We start from the raw sequence: 17060 nt of genomic DNA on the forward strand, positions 1-17060 counted from the left end.
CAGCCCTCCATCTGACAGGCACCACGCATCAAAATAATAACCTGTCGCCAATACCCCTCCATGGGATAAAGGAAATAAGAGGATTCAGGGAATGTCGATACATGATGAAGACGGGGGAAGTATAGTTCGTTTTTTATGCATTAATACAAGGCGCAACAACAAACTTTGCCATGCAATTACGCAAACCGGGCAACTTACCCGGTTTATCGCATTTTATTACTTCTCTATACGTTCAAGCTGTATTCGTTCAAGCTGGGTTTTATCCGCCTGCTGCGCGCGATCCGCCAGCCCCTGGAACTGCTCCGGGGTATAGAAGCTATCGGGCATCGGCAACGAGCGCATATCATGTCCCGGATGAATTTGCAGTTGCCCAAGCTGAGCAAGCGTAAAGCCATCCACCGACACCGGCAGCGTGAGCTGGTAAGGAATGGCGTTTTCGAACGGCACCGGCGTCGGCAACCGCGTATCGCTCAGCGCATAGTTCCGTTTAAGCACCAGGAATTTATCCGGCACCCGCCGCTTGCTGTTCCACCAGTCGCCATCGAGCTTGCGGAACATCGCTTCGGTTTCGTTGCGTGGCGCCACCGTTAATTTAACCAGCACCTGCTTCAGCGCGCTCTCCATGGCCTGATTATACTCGTCGACGGAGTCAACATGGCCTTGCAGAATGACGTTGATCGCAAGCCTGGCGCCCAGCAGATTCGAATAGAGATCTTCCGGTGAAAATGCCGAGATCTCTTCCGAAAAACCCGGTACCGACTGGAAACCATACCACTGAGCAATCTCATGCCACTGCGCCAGTTCATAGGCCAGATAGCCTGCCAGCCAGGCGGCAATTTCATAGCGCTGGTGCATCGAAGCTGGCGGCGTAAAGGCGTTCAGCTGAATTCGCCGCACCCCCAACTCTTCGCTGTAGAACACCCGCCCGCTTTGCCCCAGATTAGGGAAAATGCGGCTAAACAGATAAAAGGTGTTGTCTGCCGTATCGCGCACGTGGGCAATATCAATAAACCCGCCGCGCCGGGTATAGATCAGGCCATTTTTCTCTTCGCTCAGACCCACCAGATTTTTGACCGCCCCTAACGCGCTGTCGTTGTAATGATGCCGCCCCAGCGTATCGAGGGTTAAGACGTTGCCAATCTGATAAACCGGGATCGGCACCCCGATAGCCCTGACATGCAGGTCATAACCAAAAGCACAGCACGGACGCAGCGATTCCGGCGCCGTCAGATGACTGACCACCGGTGTCACATGGGAAACGGGAACGATCGGCAATACCGGGTCCTGGGCACAGACCGAAAAAGCGGCCGCCAATAATACAAACAAGCCATTGCGCATTAACATTGTCTCCAGGACAGAAAATTATGCATCACAACCAGCGCCTGTGATGTTAAAAACGGTACTCTCCGGCGACAAAGAAACTGTTACGTTCGTTAAAGCCAATCTCGGTTAACACGTTAAAATTCTGCGTAATTTCATATTGCGCCCCGATCAGCATATTCCATGGCGAAGAGAGGCGCTGCTTCACATCGAACTTGCCCTGATCGTCTTTATTGACGGCGGCGATTAACGGCTGAAGCTCCGGCGGCATGTGCAAATCAGAGAGGTTGCCTTTGAACTCCTGCTGCACGTTCTGGTACATGCTACCTACCCAGATGCTTAAGTTCGACGGCCCGGCAATCCCCTGCAGATTAAAGCGGTATCCGACCCGCGGCGACACGGTAGTGGCGGAGATTTTGCCATCGAGGATATCGAAATCGGTACGGGTATAGTTGGTATCCACCAGACCAAACCAATTGCCATAGCCCCCGGCGAGGGTAAAGCCGGTGCCCCAGGTGGTCCCTTTAAAATCCAGCGCGAAGTCGATATTTTGCAGCTGGCCGCTTTCATACAAACGATGCACCGACCCGGCAATCACCCGGTCCAGACCGCGGTATTTTGACGGGTCGGCGTCAACGGAGACTTTTGACAACGAGGAGCCACGAGTGTGGCCGACGATGCCGTAGACATTAAGAAAAGGAAACACCCACATATCCAGACGCAGGTTTTCGGTTTTGCTTTTCTGCCGCGTATGACCGGCGTCAATGGCGAACATATCGCTGGGTATGGCGTGGTTGCCGAGCGCCAGACCGGAAAAAGAGATGCTGTCGACCAGGATATCCTGGCGGATGTTCATGTAGCTTAAATTGACCCCGAACGGCAGCGGAATGGAATAGCCACGCGCTCTTGCTTCATCACCCCAGATAGGGAAATAGCTGTCGTTACTGCTGCCGGTACTGTCGGCAGTGCTGGCCCCCCAGGCGGTACCCGACGTTAACAACAACGTAATTACGGTTTTAGTCCATCGCATTTTCTTTCATCTGACCTTAAAGTCCGGAACCTACATTAAAATAGACCGCCTGTTCATGCTCGCTGAAGGCGATATCTATCCCCGTATGTAATCCATACTGGCGCGCTATCAGGTAACGAAAACCTGTCCCCCACGCCACTTCTGTCTGGTCCCACAATGCATGCGCCTCATCGGCTGCGCTGCCAACGCCAACAAATCCTTGCAGGATCCAGCGCGGCGTAAACTCCCAGGCAAGCTGGGTTTGTGCGGTCGTCACGTAATCGCCCTGATAGCGGTAACGAGAGATGCCGCGTAATTCGATATAAGGACGCGCCATTGGCGTCAGGCGATTATCGTGGTGGGTTAATGACTGGTAGTTACCGGCGACGGCGAGCGTTAACGTGCGGCTCAGCGGGAAAAAGTATTTCCCGTCTAAAGAGAACTGGTTGTAGTGATAATCGCCGCCTAACAATGAGCGGTAGAACCGGTACTCTCCCTGCACCGATAACCCTTTCTTAGGATAGAAAAAATTATCCGTCGTGTCATATTCAGCCACCACCCCTAAAGCCGACGACGTGCTCTCCTGGCCGAACACCTGCTGCCAGACCCGATTGACCACCGGGTTTTCGGCTGAAATATCGGTTTTCGCGTAAACCTGAGAAGCCCCGACAAACACCGGCGAATCGCCGACGCGGAACAGCAGCTTCTGTAGCCCGCCGTAGCCTTTGGTTTGTGAGTGAATGGCCTTATTTGTATCAAAATGACTTAAGCCGTCGCCGTAGATATCGAGTTTGATATTGGCGTAGCCCATCATCACCAGGTAACGAATGTGGTCGTCATTCCAGGTATGGCGATGGCCGCCGCCGACAAACCAGGTGCCGTTCTGCGTCGCGCCGCCGCCAAAAGCGGTCATCGGTGGGGGAATAAAATTATCCCCTTTGTGGGTGCCTTTACCGTGTAAAAAGAGGCCAAACAAACCGCCGCCGTAGCCCACCGCCGGCTCGGTGATGACCATCGGCACCGGAAGAAATCCGTACTGGTTGTCCTGCAGGTAGTGGCTCATGTCCACCATGCCATCTTCAGGATCAAACAGACTGCTCGCCATAGCAGGAATAGAAAGCGGCCCGATAAGCGCTAGCAGTAAGGTTGAAAGCGGAAACTTCATGCACTCTCCGGGGATAAGATGGATTCTGAACACCCAGGTAACTGAAGAATAATGGGTTTCAGATAGCAAAAATATATCCTATGGCGCCCTGAACTACCAATTTTCGGTTACAGGTTTTCTTTAATTTTGGACGAAATAAGGAGATTTAGCACACAAATTGCTAACAAAAGTTAACGGGAATATGCAACGAGCGAGGCGAATTGTCGTTGCCAGGCTGTGTGACGTTGTCACTTATGTGGCCACTTTTCAGCGATGAACCAGGGGATTGTAATCAAAAAGTGAATGCCGTATAACATGGCGCAACCGAGGGGTGTCCCGTGAGGGCTGAGATGGCGTAAGCCGAACCCTTTGAACCTGATCTGGGTCATGCCAGCGAAGGGACGGGTCGGCAATTTTGCCACGCTACCGCCATTGCCTGTTCATACTTCCGCACGCCCGGATCTCCCCTTACTCAGGAGGTCCTGTGATTCTTCCCCTCTTCACCCAGGGTATTTATGGTCGTCTGCGCCAGCAGGCAGGAGACGACTGGACACACTACGTCGCGCACCCTTTTGTTCGCCAGCTTGCTGACGGCTCCCTGCCCGAACCGGCCTTCCGCCGCTATCTGACCCAGGACTATCTGTTCCTGATCCACTTTGCCCGCAGCTATGCCCTGCTGGTCAGCAAACTGCGCACATTGCCGGAGATGCGCGCCGCGTCCGCCTCACTGAACGCTATTCTCGGCGAACTGCCGCTGCATGTCGGCTATTGCGCCTGCTGGGGACTGGACGAAGCGCTGATGGCCGCCGAGCGCGAAGCCCCTGAAACGGTGAACTACACCCGCTACGTACTGGATATTGGCCATTCCGGCGATGCGCTGGATCTTCTGGTGGCGCTGATGCCCTGCGTCGCCGGCTACGCGGAGATTGGCCTCGGGTTACTGCACGACCCGGAAACCCGCTTTACCGATAACCCTTACGCATCGTGGATCCGCAACTACGGCGACGCTGGCTATCTCGACGGCGTCACTGCCGCCATGGGTCTGCTGGAAACCCTGTGGCAACAGCGCGGCGCCGAATCGCGCTTTGCGGAACTGAGCGAAATCTTCGCCACCGCAACAAGGCTGGAAGCCAACTTCTGGCAAATGGGGCTGAATGCCACCACGGAGGCTACGGCGTGACAGCCCCGACCCTTCATGTCCGGGATCTGAGCCTGCAGTTCGGCACGCGGATGATTTTCGCCGATCTGTCGTTCGATCTTCCTGGCGGGCAGTGGACCTCGCTGCTGGGGGCCAGCGGCGCGGGTAAAACCAGCCTGCTGCGGATTATCGCCGGACTGGCCTCGCCGACTCACGGGCGGGTTTACGCCAGCGACGGCGAACCGCTCGGTCATCGCCTGGCGTGGATGGGGCAAAAAGATCTGCTGTATCCCTGGCTGAGCGTGCGTGAGAACGTCGCGTTAGGGGCCAGGCTACGCGGAGAGCGCACCGACACGCCGCGCGTGAACCGCCTGTTAGAACAGGTTGGGCTCAGCCACTGCGCCGACGATCGCCCCGCTGCGCTCTCCGGCGGCATGCGTCAGCGGGCGGCCCTGGCACGCACCTTATACGAAGACCGCCCGCTGGTGCTGATGGATGAACCCTTTTCCGCGCTGGATACCATTACCCGCACGCGCATTCAGACGCTGGCGGCGGAGCTGCTGGTTGATCGCACCGTGGTGCTGATCACGCACGACCCGATGGAAGCCTGCCGGCTGAGCCATCGGCTGCTGGTGCTCTCTCCCGCGGCGGGCGGCATGGACGATTCACATCATCTGGCGGGAGTCCCGCCCCGCGCGCCGGACGATTCTGTGCTGCTGAGCAGCCAGGCCGAACTGCTGCAACAGCTGATGAGGGCCAACGGATGAGCGGCAAACTGTTTCGCGGCGGCGTGGTGTTCTGTGGCCTGCTGCTGCTGTGGTGGCTGGCAAGCCGCAGCGGTATCCCGGCGTTCCTGCTGCCGTCACCGGCGGCGGTGGCCGAAGCCCTGTGGGTTAATCGCAGCTGGCTGAGCGGGCACACCCTGGTCACCCTCAGCGAGATCCTCAGCGGCCTGGTGCTTGGCGTGCTGCTCGGGGTGGTGCTGGCCCTGTGCATGATCGTCTCGCCACGACTGCAGCGCTGGCTGATGCCGCTGGTGCTGACCAGCCAGGCCATTCCGGTCTTCGCCCTCGCCCCGCTGCTGGTGCTGTGGTTTGGCTTCGGGATGAGCGCCAAAGTCATGATGGCGGTGCTGGTGATCTTCTTCCCGGTGACCTCGGCCTTCTTTGACGGCCTGCGGCGGGTCAATCATGACTATCTCGATCTGGCCCGCACCATGGGCGCCTCTTTCGGCGCGCAGCTGCGTCACGTGCGCCTGATGGCGGCGCTGCCGGCGCTCGGCTCGGGTCTGCGGATGGCCGCCGCCGTCGCGCCAATCGGCGCGATCATCGGTGAATGGGTCGGGTCGGCGGAAGGCCTCGGCTACGTGATGCTCAACGCCAATGCGCGCATGCAGACCGACGTCTGTTTTGCCGCCCTGTTTATTTTAGTGCTGCTGACGGTCCTGCTGTGGCTGGCGGTAGATGCCTTTTTACACCGGCTGATTAACTGGTCGCCGGAATGATGACCGACACGGAAACAAGGAATAGCCATGAATAAATCGATGTTCGCCGGATTGACCTTCAGCGCCCTGCTCAGCGGGCAGGCCGTCGCTAACGAAAAGCTGACGCTGGTGCTGGACTGGTACATCAACCCGGACCACGCCCCGATTATGGTGGCAGAGCAGATTGGCGCGTTCAAAGCCCAGGGGCTGGACGTCAAGATCGTTCCGCCGTCCGATCCGGCGCTGCCGCCGCGTCTGGTGGCAGCAGGCCAGGCGGACCTGGCGATAACCTATCAGCCGCAGGTGCACTTCTTCGCCGATGAAGGGCTGCCGCTGGTTCGGGTCGGCACGCTAATTGACTCGCCGTTAAACACGGTGATCGCCCTTGATAAAAGCATCAAAACCCCGGCCGACCTGAAGGGCAAAAAGGTCGGGTACTCGGTGAGCGGCATCGAGCAGGCGACGCTGGCGACCATGGCGCAGAACGCCCATATCGACCCGAAAAGCATCAGCCTGATCAATGTTAACTTCCAGCTGACCAGCGCCCTGCTGGCGGGCCAGGTTGATGCGGTGATTGGCGGCTACCGTAATATAGAAGCGCTGGAGCTGAAACTGCAGGGCAAAGCGCCGCAGGTGATGAACGTCGAAGATTTCGGCGTCCCGGCCTATGACGAACTGGTGATTGTAGCCAATCGCGACCAGGTGCACGCGGCGAAAATCAAAAAGTTCCTCGTGGCGTTACAACAGGGTGTGAGCTATCTGCGCGCCCATCCGCAGGAGACCTGGCAGACCTTTGCCGCCGCCCACCCGGAGCTCAACACCGAACTGAACAAGCAGGCCTGGATACAAACGGTGCCGCTGTTTGCCGATCATCCGGCGGCGCTGGATAAGTCGCGCTATGAAGCTTACGAACAGTTTTTATATAACAACAAGTTGCTCAAAAAAATCACACCTTTGAGCAATTATGCGGTTGAACTGCAGTGAGTCACCCTACCGCTGACGGAACTTTTTCCGTCAGCAAACCCAACGAAGCGGTAATTACCACCTGCTGATTTGCTTACCAGAAATTACACTTTTATTGCTTTTTTTATAATCAAATTAAACCATATGAATCATATGTTTATAGGTTAAATCAGCAACGTAAAAATAACGTAAAAATAACGCAATCAATAAAACATTGAATGCAAATTTAAAAAGCCATATATTGTGCGCGCTTTATGAATGGCGATTCATTTTCTTAAACCAATTATTCAACCAGAGCTCAACCGTAGCGCTGGTTGTGGGAGTGATATGATGACGGATAAAGTCCGTATTGATACTTTAAGTGCAGATTTATTGGACGCTAACAACGAAACCTTTTTGGCCCGTCAGGCTGAATTCGAATCGAACGTCAGGAGTTACCCACGTAAGCTGCCGCTGGCGATTGCTAAAGCGGAAGGTGTGTGGTTAACCGATGCGGATAACAAACAGTACCTGGATTGTCTTGCCGGTGCTGGGACCCTGGCCCTTGGCCACAACCACCCTGATGTGCTGCAAAGCATCCAAAGTGTCATTACCAGCGGCTTGCCGTTACATACTCTCGATCTGACCACCCCGTTAAAAGATCGCTTCTCCGAATACCTGCTCTCTTTGCTGCCTGGCGAAGGGAAAGAATATTGCCTGCAGTTCACCGGCCCGTCCGGCGCTGACGCCGTGGAAGCGGCCCTGAAGCTGGCGAAAAAATACACCGGTCGTTCTTCCGTTATCAGCTTCTCCGGCGGCTATCACGGGATGACCCACGGTGCGCTGTCGGTGACCGGTAACCTGTCACCGAAAGAAGCCGTTAACGGCATGATGCCGGAAGTGCAGTTTATGCCGTATCCGCACCAGTACCGTTGCCCGCTGGGTATCGGCGGTGAGGCTGGCGTTAAAGCCCTGACCTACTACTTCGAAAACCTGATTAACGACGTGGAAAGCGGCGTGCGTAAACCGGCGGCGGTGATCCTTGAAGCCGTTCAGGGTGAAGGCGGCGTGAACCCGGCTCCGGTCGAGTGGCTGCAGCGCATCCGTAAAGTGACTCAGGAACACGGCATTCTGCTGATCATCGACGAAGTTCAGGCTGGCTTTGCCCGTACCGGTAAACTGTTTGCCTTCGAACACGCCGGCATCGAGCCGGACATCATTGTGATGTCAAAAGCCGTCGGCGGCGGTCTGCCGCTGGCCGTTCTGGGTATCAAGAAACAGTTTGATGCCTGGGAACCTGGTCACCACACCGGCACCTTCCGCGGCAACCAGCTGGCGATGGCAACCGGCCTGACCACCCTGCGTCACCTGAAAGATAACAACATTGCTGGCAAAGTGGCGGCACAGGGCGAGTGGCTGAAAGGCAAACTGGCCGAGATGCAGAAACGCTACCCGGTGATGGGCCACATTCGCGGTCTGGGCCTGATGATCGGTATTGAGATCGTTAACCCGAACGAAGCACAGGATCACATGGGCTGCTACCCGGCTGACGGCGCGCTGTCTGCCCTGCTGCAGAAGAAATGCTTCGAAGCGGGCCTGATCCTTGAGCGCGGCGGTCGCGGTGGCTGCGTACTGCGCCTGCTGCCGTCCCTGCTGATCAGCGACGCTGAGCTCGGGATTTTCCTCGACAAATTTGAACAGGCCATGCTGGCCGCCGGTGTAAAACCGGTCTGAATGGAGCGAATGACCGCAATGTCCAAATTGAATCCGATCCTTGCCGGTTCGCCGCAAAGTATTGAGGCCTACCAGCAGGTTATCAACCAGACCAGCCAGGCCGTCGCGCAGTGGCTACAGCAGCCTGAGATGTACCAAGGGAAAAGCGTCGCCGAACTGCGCGAGCGCATCACCCTTGAGTTCACCGAGCAGGGTCTGGGTAACCAGGCGGCGATTGAACGTGCGATCGAGTACTTCCTGAAAGACAGCCTGTCGGTACACCACCCGCAGTGCGTGGCGCACCTGCATTGCCCAAGCCTGGTGGTAAGCCAGGCGGCGGAAGTGCTGATCAACGCCACCAACCAGAGTATGGACTCCTGGGACCAAAGCCCGTCGGCCACCATCATCGAGATGAAGCTGATCGAATGGCTGCGTGCCCGGGTGGGTTACCAGTCAGGCGACGCCGGCGTCTTCACCAGCGGCGGCACCCAGAGCAACCTGATGGGCCTGATGCTGGCGCGTGATGCGTTCTTTGCACGTCAGGGCCACTCGATCCAGCAGGATGGTCTGCCTGGCGATATTCGTCAGTACAAAGTGCTGTGTTCTGAAAACGCCCACTTCTCGGTGCAGAAGAACATGGCGCTGATGGGCCTCGGCTACCGTTCCGTCACGCTGGTCAAAACTGACCGCTTTGCGCGCATGGACGTCGAAGACCTGAAAGCGAAAATCGCCGAAGCGCAGGCCAACGGTGAGCAGATCATGGCTATCGTCGCAACGGCCGGTACCACCGACGCCGGTGCTATCGACCCGCTGCGCACCATTGCTGGTATTGCGGCAGAGCATCAGATCTGGCTGCACGTCGATGCGGCATGGGGCGGCGCGCTGCTGCTGTCCGAGCAGTATCGCGATTATCTGGACGGCATTGAGTGTGTGGATTCCATTACCCTGGACTTCCACAAGCAGTTCTTCCAGACCATCAGCTGCGGCGCGTTCCTGTTAAAAGATCCGCGTCACTACGAGCTGATGCGCTACCAGGCGGCCTATCTGAACTCCGAGTTCGATGAAGAGCATGGCGTGCCGAATCTGGTCTCCAAATCGCTGCAGACCACCCGCCGCTTCGATGCCCTGAAGCTGTGGATGGGCCTGGAAGCGCTGGGTCAGAAACAGTACGCCGAAATTATCGATCATGGTGTCACCATGGCGAAGCGCGTTGCGGAGTACGTCGCGGCCCAGCCTACGCTGGAGCTGGTGATGGAACCGCAGCTGGCAAGCGTACTGTTCCGTTCACGTCCGCAGCAGATGGCCGGCAGCGATGCCGCCGCCATTGCCCTGCTGAACCAACGTGTCGGCGACGCGCTGCTTGATTCCGGCCGGGCCAACGTCGGCGTGACCGAGCACAACGGCGTGACCTGTCTGAAGCTGACGCTGCTGAACCCGATTGTCACTCTGGATGACGTGAAGGTTCTGCTGGATCTGGTTGAGCGCACCGCGCAGGAGCTGCTGGCGAAATAAGGGGTCACCGAATGCCTGGCATTCGAGCCTGATGTCGCAGCAGCGTACAAAAAGCCGATAACTGTGGTTATCGGCTTTTTTATGTCTGAAATACAACGTGACATCGTCACATATTTTCAGCTTCTGGCCTCCTGCAACAGCTGCTGGATAACCTGCTCCTGCCGGGCGTAATCCCCCTCGCCAAATGCGGTGTAGCGCAGCTGACCATGGGCATCAAACAGATAATGGGCCGGCCAGTACTGATTACCGAAGGCATTCCAGATGGCATAGCGGTTATCCGCCACCACCGGATAGGTAATGTGCCATTGCGCAACCGCCTGACGCAGCGCCGGCAGCGAACGTTCCCACGGGTATTCCGGCGTATGTACCCCAACCACCACCAGGCCCTCGGCGCGATATTTGTTAGCCCACTCGCCCACGTGCGGCAGCGTGTGCTGACAGTTAATACAGTCCCGGGTCCAGAAGTCGATCAGCACCACCTTCCCTTTCAGATCTTCCGGGCGCAGCGGCGGACTGTTGATCCACCCGCTTCCTCCGGCCAGCGACGGTAACGCGCTGGAAGGCGGCGGCGCGACGGGTTGCAGTACCGCCGCCGGCTGGACCGTCGGTAGACCGGCGCTCAGCCGCTGCTCCAGCGCCTGAGTCAGGCCGCTGGCCCCTTGCAGGTAGCGATCTGCCCCGCTGGCAATGAGCGTCACCGACGCGAGGATCGCCACTCCCGCCACCTGCCGCAGCCGCTGGCTGAACGCCAGTCCGTGCTGCAGACGCGCCACCAGTCGCGAACCAAACCACCCCAGGAGCGCCAGCATCAGCGCACAGCCGCAGCCGTAAGCCGCCAGCAGGACCCCGGTGGTGACCGAACTGCCGCTGAGAAAGCCAACGCTGAGGATCGCCCCCAGCACCGGACCGGCGCAGGGCGCCCACAGCAGGCCGATGGCCAGCCCTGCCAGCAGGGCCGAGGCGCCACCCGTCTGGCGATAGCTGCGATCGTTTATTCGATTACCCAACGCCACTAGCGGCGCGCTCAGGCGCTGGGCGAGGCCGGTCGACAGCAGACTCAGGCCGACCAGCGCCAGGAACAGCAACGCCAGCCAGCGCCCCACCACGGTCAGGGTCACCACCCAGCTGCTGGTGACGGTCACCAGCAGCGATACGCCGGTAAACATCAGCACCATACCGCCGAGAGTCAGCAGCAGATACCAGCGTTTCCCGCGCAGGCTGGCAAAAATAAGCGGAATGACCGGTAAGGTACAGGGACTCAGCAGCGTCAGCATGCCGCCGAAAAAAGCGATTAGCACAGACATCATCTTCACCTCATCATCAACGCGTGGCCGGAAGTGGCTACGGGCCCATTACAGCAGGCGGATGTCGTGGCAATGTGTCTGAAATCATGGGGTATTGTCAGCTCAGGTATCGCTTTCCACGGGAGATACAGAAGGATACAAAGCGGCGGCGTCGAGGCGCAGGCTGACCTCAAGCCCGCCCTGCTCACGGTTGCGCAGTGTCAGGGTTCCCTGCATCTGGCTCGCCAGATGCGCGGCAATCGCCAGCCCTAACCCGGTACCGCCGGTATCGCGGTTGCGCGAGTTTTCCAGGCGATAAAACGGCTGCAGCACAGCATCGAGATACGCCTCCGGGATCCCCGGACCGTTATCACAAACCGCAATAATCGCATCGCCGTTGTCGCTATAGTTCAGGGTAATCGCGACTTATTCGCCGAACTTTAAGCCATTATCGATCAGATTAGTCATAATCCGCCGCAGCGCCTGCGGCGCGACCCGCACCGGCGCATCACCCGCGGCAGGCGTAAAAGTTACCGGCCTGCCGACGTCGGAATAGTCCAGCGCAATACTGTCGAGGAACGCATTCAGGCTCAGGTTCTGACGCTTCTCCTCCAGCGGCTGCGCCGAACGGGCAAAGGCGATGCCTTCCCTGACCAGACGGCTCATATTATCGAGATCCTGCAGCAGCTTATCGCGCAGCTCCGGCGCGTCGGCCATTTCTACCCGCAGCTTCATGCGGGTAATCGGGGTCTGGAGATCGTGGGAGATGGCCGCGAGGATCCGCGCCCGCTCCTGAAGATGGTCGTGGATCCGCGTCTGCATCGCATTAAACGCCCGGGCGGCGTGCTGCACTTCCAGCGGCCCCTGCTCCGCCATCATTCCCGGAGTGCTGTCCGCCGGTTCAAGGGCATCAATCGCCCGGGTAAAACGGGTCATCGGGCTGACCACCTGACGCACGGCATACCACGTGCAGGCCAGCAGCAGCACAAACTGAGCGAACAGCACCGCCGGGAGCCAGCGGGCGATGGCCGGTAAGCGCGGCCACAGGTCGATACTCAACGGCGCGCCATCGTGGAGGATGACGTGCGCCTGAATGTGCTCTCGCGGGCCGGGCAGCGCCACAATACTAAGCGGATAGTGCCCGCTGAGCGCCTCCTGTAACGAACGTACCGCATCGCGGGAACGCCAGCTGGTGGGATATTCGCCGCTCGACCCGGCAGAGAGCTGATACCGGTAGTTACCCCGCGCCAGCCGTGCCAGCCAGTGCGGCCGCTCGGCAGCGGGCAGCCGGTCAAGGATCGCCACGCTGGTGGCCACATCGTATTCGAGGTTGCCCAGCATCACGCTGCGGGCGCTGCTCATCCGCTCATACAGCAATAGCGACAGCGTCAGGGCGTTAGTCAGGATCAGGGCGAGGAAAATCATCACCATCAGCCGGGTGCGCAGCGAGGCGGGCCACAGTTTCATTCCCGCGCCTCACGGATGGCCACCGGCACCGACAGTACATAGCCTTCGCTGCGTACGGTTTTGATATAGGCCGGTTCGCGGGCGTCCTCGCGTAGCCGCTGCCGCAAGCGGCTGACCAGCAAATCGATCGAGCGCTCAAACAGTTCTGCATCACGTCCCTGGGTCAGATTCAGCAATTGATCGCGGTTGAGCACCCGCTGCGGATGGTCGAGAAAAACCCGCAGCAGACGATACTCCGCCCCGCTGAGGGCCACAATGATGCCGTCGTGATCCAGCAGGTGACGTGCCGAGGTATCCAGCTGCCAGTCGCCGAAGGCGATCAGCCTGCCCGCTTCGGTAATTTGCAGATTGGGCGGCAGCGCGCGGGTGCGCCGCAGGATGGCTTTAATGCGCGCCAGCAGTTCACGGGCGACAAAGGGTTTAACCAGATAGTCATCGGCGCCCATCTCCAGCCCCAGAATACGATCGCTGTCATCGGCCCGCGCGGTCAGCATCAGCACCGGGATGTTGTGCTGACCGTCGTTGCGCAGTTGGCGGCAGAGGGTCAGGCCGTCGTCGCCGGGCAGCATAATATCCAGCACGATCAAATCTACATGCTGGCTGTGCAATACCGACCACATTGCCTTGCCGCTGGCGGCTCCGGTGGCGGCTCCGGTGGCGCGATAGCCTGACTTTTGCAAATAGTCGCTGAGCAGTTCGCGAATATCGCGGTCGTCATCGACAACTAAAATGTGGTCAATATGTTCCAATGCCGGCTCCATTCAGAATGAGTACAACTCAAAAAGAATATGCGTTGTTGCCGGAAGCGCAACCCTACGCCCCCGGCGCAGGGGCTACAAACGGTCGGCATCAATCACCGCTTGCGCAAAGTGCAGCGGATCTTCCTGAGGCGGGTTATGGCCGATGTTGCCGGTTAAGGTACGGTGCTGATATTTTCCGGTAAATTTCGCCCGATAGCTTTCCGGTTTCGGATGCGGCGCGCCGTTGTTGTCACCTTCAAGGGTGATGGTCGGCACGCTAATCGGCGGCAGCTGCGCCAGTTTTTGCTCATAGGCAGCATAGCGCGGTTCACTTTTATCGATCCCCAGCCGCCAGCGATAGTTACTCACCGTCACCGCGACATGGTCCGGGTTATCCAGCGCTTTGGCGCTGCGGGCGAATTCGGCGTTGCTGAATGTCCAGCCCGGCGAGGCCTGATGCCAGATCAGTTGCGCAAAGTCGTGAGTGTTCTGGCGATAGCCCGCCTCACCGCGCGCGGTGGCGAAATAAAACTGATACCACCATGACAGTTCCGCCTGCGGCGGCAGCGGTTTTTCACCCACCTGCTGGCTGCTAATCAGATACCCGCTCACCGAAACCAGCGATTTCACCCGCTCCGGCCACAGCGCCGCCACGATGTCCGCCGTCCGTGCGCCCCAGTCAAACCCGGCGAAATCGGCCTGTTTAATCTGCAGGGCATCCATCAGGTGAACAATATCTTCCGCCAGGGCCGAAGGCTGGCCGTTACGTGGCGTGCTGGCGGAGAGAAACTGCGTGCTGCCATAGCCGCGCAGGTAAGGCACGATCACCCGAAACCCTTTTTGCGCTAACGCCGGCGCCACCTTCTCGTAGCTATGGATATCATAGGGCCAGCCGTGCAGCAGGAATACCGGCTGACCATCGCGCGGGCCAATATCGACATAACCGACGTTCAGGTCGCCGGCCTTAATGTGTTGAATATGATTGAAGGCCTCGGCATCTTCCGCCGCACACACGCCAGCCGACCACAGCGCCGATAACGCCAGCATCAGCGCGCTACTTTTACGGAACAGAGATAATGTGTTCATCAGCAACCCCACCTGTTAACGGAGAAATAAGAGAGTACGCCAACAGTTAAGCAGGGTTTTGTATATGGCATATGGTGGAACAGGCGGGTTTTTGTATCACTGTGTAGAGCGCGGTACGCCAGATACAATGTGGTACAAAGCAGCGCTGAATCTATACCGAAGAGTGCCCGGCCAGAAGCTGACCGGGCGTTGGCGGGTTATTGCGCGTCGGCGCTGTCCACCTGCGGAACGTTAGGATCGGTCGCTGCATCAACGTTCGGGGCATTAGCCGGATCAAAGATGTGGTCGAGGATAGCGCGTGCCGTCGGTCCGGCTACCACGCCATCGCCGCCGCCGTTCTCCAGAATCAGCGCCATCGCCACCTTCGGATGCTGATACGGCGCAAACAAGGTGTAGAAGATATGGTCGCGCAGGCGCACCGGGATCATTTTGGCGTTGTAGGTCTGATTCTCTTTCAGGCTAAAGACCTGCGAGGTCCCGGATTTCGCCGCAATCTGATAGGGCGCGGTATGGAACAGTTTATAGCCGGTACCGTTCGGCAGGTTCGCCATCCCGTACATTCCGTTGCGCACGATGCCCCAGTACGGCGATTTCGGATCACCGACCTGCGGAGTATTCTCCGGCGGCTGATAGCGCTCGACTTTATTGCCCTGCTTCATCGAATAGAGCAGATGGGGATTTTTCACCTTCCCGTTGTTGATAAGCGTGGTCAGTGCTTTCACCATCTGGATCGGCGTGGCGATCCAGTACCCCTGGCCGATCCCCACCGAAATGGTATCCCCTTGATACCACGGCTTCTTGTGAACCCGCTGCTTCCATTCGCGGCTCGGCAGCACGCCGGCATACTCTTCATTCAAATCGATGCCGGTGGACTGACCGTAACCAAACTTACTTAACCAGCTATGGATCCGGTCGATACCCATTTCAAAGGCCACCTGATAGAAGAAGGTGTCGGCGGACTCTTCAATCGCTTTGGTGACGTTCAGCATCCCGTGGCCGCTTTTCAGCCAGTCACGATAGCGGCGTTGGGTGCCGGGCAGCGTCCAGGTTGGCGCGCCAAAGAAGCTGGTGTTGGGGGTAATCACCCCGGCGGAGAGCGCCGAGAGCGCCATATAAGGTTTTACCGTTGACGCCGGGGGATACAGCCCCTGGGTGACGCGGTTGATCAACGGCCGATCCTGGTTATCGAGCAGCGAGCGATAGGCTTTATAACCAATGCCTTTAACAAAAGGATTCGGGTCGTAGCTGGGGCTGGAGACCATCGCCAGAACGCCGCCATCGCGCGGGTCGACGGCAACCACCGCCGCACGCTGGCCTTTCAGCACCCCTTCGATGTACTGCTGCAAATGCAGATCCAGCGTCAGATAGATATTCTTCCCGGCGACCGGCGGCACCTCTTTGAGCAGGCGCACGACGCGACCGTGGTTATCTACCTCCACTTCCTGATAGCCGGTGGTGCCATGCAGCTGCTGCTCGTAATAGCCTTCAATGCCCTGCTTGCCGATGTTATGGTCCGCGGCATAGTTCTCCGACTCGCCGTTTTTCGCCAGCCGCTGCAGGTCGCTGTCGTTGATTTTCGAGACATAGCCCACCACGTGGGCCAGCTGCGCGCCATAGGGATAATCGCGTTGCTGGTAATTCTCTACCGTCACGCCGGGAAAATGAAATTCGTTCACCGCAAAACGGGCCACTTCGACGTCGCTGAGATCCGACTTCAGGGTCACCGGCTTGTAGCGGCTGTTATGGTGCATATCATCGCGGAAGCTGGCGATATCGTCCGGGGTTAAATCGACAATCGGCGTTAAGGCGTTCAGCAGCGCGGTCATATCCGGGATTTTGCTGGGGATCACCTCTAAGCGATACAGGGTGATGTTCTGGACCAACGGGATACCGTTACGGTCGAAAATAAGCCCGCGGCTCGGCGCGATAGGCACCATTTTGATGTCATTCTGGTTCGATCGGGTCTGGTAAAAGTCATGCTGCTCAACCTGCAGGTGGTAGAGGTTAAAAATCAGCACGCCAAAACAGACCACAACCAGTAGAAATGCGACCACGGCTCGACGAATAAACAGCATCTCTTCTGCTGAGTGATCGCGTATTTCATCTCTCAATTGGCTCATTAACGGCAATTCACTTGAGTTTCAATGGAAGGCTAAAAAAAGAAAAAGCGCAGCAGGATAGCCTTATCAAGGCGTTAGCCCTACAGAAAGGTTGCTAATGATT

The 17060-nt window shown here is 58.0% G+C and carries 13 protein-coding genes, 1 pseudogene and 1 riboswitch; of the genes and pseudogenes, 6 read left to right on the top strand and 8 right to left on the bottom strand.

Annotated features, from left to right (window positions below):
* Window positions 1-216: 216 nt before the first annotated feature.
* The 3 genes from HF679_RS06290 to HF679_RS06300 are packed head-to-tail and all read right to left on the bottom strand — an operon-like array spanning window position 217 to window position 3494.
* Window positions 217-1338, bottom strand: a complete 1122-nt coding sequence (locus HF679_RS06290) for a DUF4056 domain-containing protein (RefSeq protein ID WP_123754315.1) — start codon at window positions 1336-1338, stop codon at window positions 217-219.
* Between the two features lie 52 nt (window positions 1339-1390).
* Window positions 1391-2350: a hypothetical protein gene (locus HF679_RS06295; protein WP_154143816.1), complete on the bottom strand. Its 960-nt coding sequence runs from the start codon at window positions 2348-2350 to the stop codon at window positions 1391-1393.
* Between the two features lie 16 nt (window positions 2351-2366).
* On the bottom strand, window positions 2367-3494 hold the full coding sequence (locus tag HF679_RS06300) for a BamA/TamA family outer membrane protein (RefSeq protein ID WP_123754314.1): 1128 nt from the start codon (window positions 3492-3494) through the stop codon (window positions 2367-2369).
* Window positions 3495-3790: 296 nt separating this feature from the next.
* Window positions 3791-3892, top strand: a riboswitch (TPP riboswitch).
* A gap of 65 nt (window positions 3893-3957) precedes the next feature.
* On the opposite strand from HF679_RS06300, the gene HF679_RS06305 reads away from it, so the two are divergent.
* From HF679_RS06305 to HF679_RS06330, 6 genes are all read left to right on the top strand, one after another.
* On the top strand, window positions 3958-4653 hold the full coding sequence (locus tag HF679_RS06305; RefSeq protein ID WP_123754313.1) for a TenA family protein: 696 nt from the start codon (window positions 3958-3960) through the stop codon (window positions 4651-4653).
* The gene (locus tag HF679_RS06310; RefSeq protein ID WP_187042738.1) at window positions 4650-5378 is read left to right on the top strand and encodes an ABC transporter ATP-binding protein; all 729 of its coding nucleotides are present in this window, start codon (window positions 4650-4652) and stop codon (window positions 5376-5378) included. The genes HF679_RS06305 and HF679_RS06310 overlap by 4 nt, the downstream gene beginning before the upstream one ends.
* Complete coding sequence (locus tag HF679_RS06315; protein ID WP_123754312.1) at window positions 5375-6115, top strand: ABC transporter permease; 741 nt, start codon at window positions 5375-5377, stop codon at window positions 6113-6115. The genes HF679_RS06310 and HF679_RS06315 overlap by 4 nt, the downstream gene beginning before the upstream one ends.
* 27 nt (window positions 6116-6142) lie before the next feature.
* Window positions 6143-7078: an ABC transporter substrate-binding protein gene (locus HF679_RS06320; protein WP_123754311.1), complete on the top strand. Its 936-nt coding sequence runs from the start codon at window positions 6143-6145 to the stop codon at window positions 7076-7078.
* 306 nt (window positions 7079-7384) lie between these two features.
* The gene (locus HF679_RS06325; RefSeq protein ID WP_123754310.1) at window positions 7385-8770 is read left to right on the top strand and encodes a diaminobutyrate--2-oxoglutarate transaminase; all 1386 of its coding nucleotides are present in this window, start codon (window positions 7385-7387) and stop codon (window positions 8768-8770) included.
* 9 nt (window positions 8771-8779) lie between these two features.
* The gene (locus HF679_RS06330; RefSeq protein ID WP_187042739.1) at window positions 8780-10261 is read left to right on the top strand and encodes a pyridoxal phosphate-dependent decarboxylase family protein; all 1482 of its coding nucleotides are present in this window, start codon (window positions 8780-8782) and stop codon (window positions 10259-10261) included.
* Window positions 10262-10377: 116 nt separating this feature from the next.
* Here HF679_RS06330 and HF679_RS06335 read toward each other — a convergent pair whose 3' ends face one another.
* The 5 genes and pseudogenes from HF679_RS06335 to mrdA all read right to left on the bottom strand — a co-directional run bounded on the left by HF679_RS06335 (window position 10378) and on the right by mrdA (window position 16957).
* Window positions 10378-11565 carry a cytochrome c biogenesis protein/redoxin gene (locus tag HF679_RS06335; RefSeq protein WP_187043037.1) on the bottom strand — a complete coding sequence of 396 codons (1188 nt, stop codon included), beginning with the start codon at window positions 11563-11565 and terminating at the stop codon, window positions 10378-10380.
* Window positions 11566-11667: 102 nt separating this feature from the next.
* A pseudogene (locus tag HF679_RS06340) lies at window positions 11668-13011 on the bottom strand (sensor histidine kinase).
* A complete protein-coding gene (locus HF679_RS06345) occupies window positions 13008-13760 on the bottom strand; it encodes a response regulator (RefSeq protein ID WP_187042740.1) in 753 nt (250 codons plus the stop codon). The pseudogene HF679_RS06340 and the gene HF679_RS06345 overlap by 4 nt, the downstream one beginning before the upstream one ends.
* A gap of 84 nt (window positions 13761-13844) precedes the next feature.
* On the bottom strand, window positions 13845-14837 hold the full coding sequence (locus HF679_RS06350; RefSeq protein WP_123754306.1) for an alpha/beta hydrolase: 993 nt from the start codon (window positions 14835-14837) through the stop codon (window positions 13845-13847).
* 197 nt (window positions 14838-15034) lie between these two features.
* Window positions 15035-16957, bottom strand: coding sequence for a penicillin-binding protein 2 (mrdA, locus tag HF679_RS06355; RefSeq protein ID WP_187042741.1), 1923 nt, complete (start codon window positions 16955-16957; stop codon window positions 15035-15037).
* Window positions 16958-17060 lie beyond the last annotated feature (103 nt).

Origin of the sequence: Enterobacter sp. JUb54, assembly GCF_014298075.1 — a bacterium.
In the GTDB taxonomy this organism is placed as follows: domain Bacteria; phylum Pseudomonadota; class Gammaproteobacteria; order Enterobacterales; family Enterobacteriaceae; genus Klebsiella; species Klebsiella lignicola.

Coding starts and splice junctions, on each gene's coding strand:
- HF679_RS06315 (WP_123754312.1), top strand. CDS start 5,375: ATGAGCGGCAAACTGTTTCGCGGCGGCGTGGTGTTCTGTGGCCTGCTG.
- HF679_RS06330 (WP_187042739.1), top strand. CDS start 8,780: ATGACCGCAATGTCCAAATTGAATCCGATCCTTGCCGGTTCGCCGCAA.
- HF679_RS06325 (WP_123754310.1), top strand. CDS start 7,385: ATGATGACGGATAAAGTCCGTATTGATACTTTAAGTGCAGATTTATTG.
- HF679_RS06300 (WP_123754314.1), bottom strand. CDS start 3,494: ATGAAGTTTCCGCTTTCAACCTTACTGCTAGCGCTTATCGGGCCGCTT.
- HF679_RS06320 (WP_123754311.1), top strand. CDS start 6,143: ATGAATAAATCGATGTTCGCCGGATTGACCTTCAGCGCCCTGCTCAGC.
- HF679_RS06350 (WP_123754306.1), bottom strand. CDS start 14,837: ATGAACACATTATCTCTGTTCCGTAAAAGTAGCGCGCTGATGCTGGCG.
- HF679_RS06290 (WP_123754315.1), bottom strand. CDS start 1,338: ATGCGCAATGGCTTGTTTGTATTATTGGCGGCCGCTTTTTCGGTCTGT.
- HF679_RS06335 (WP_187043037.1), bottom strand. CDS start 11,565: ATGTCTGTGCTAATCGCTTTTTTCGGCGGCATGCTGACGCTGCTGAGT.
- mrdA (WP_187042741.1), bottom strand. CDS start 16,957: ATGAGCCAATTGAGAGATGAAATACGCGATCACTCAGCAGAAGAGATG.
- HF679_RS06295 (WP_154143816.1), bottom strand. CDS start 2,350: ATGCGATGGACTAAAACCGTAATTACGTTGTTGTTAACGTCGGGTACC.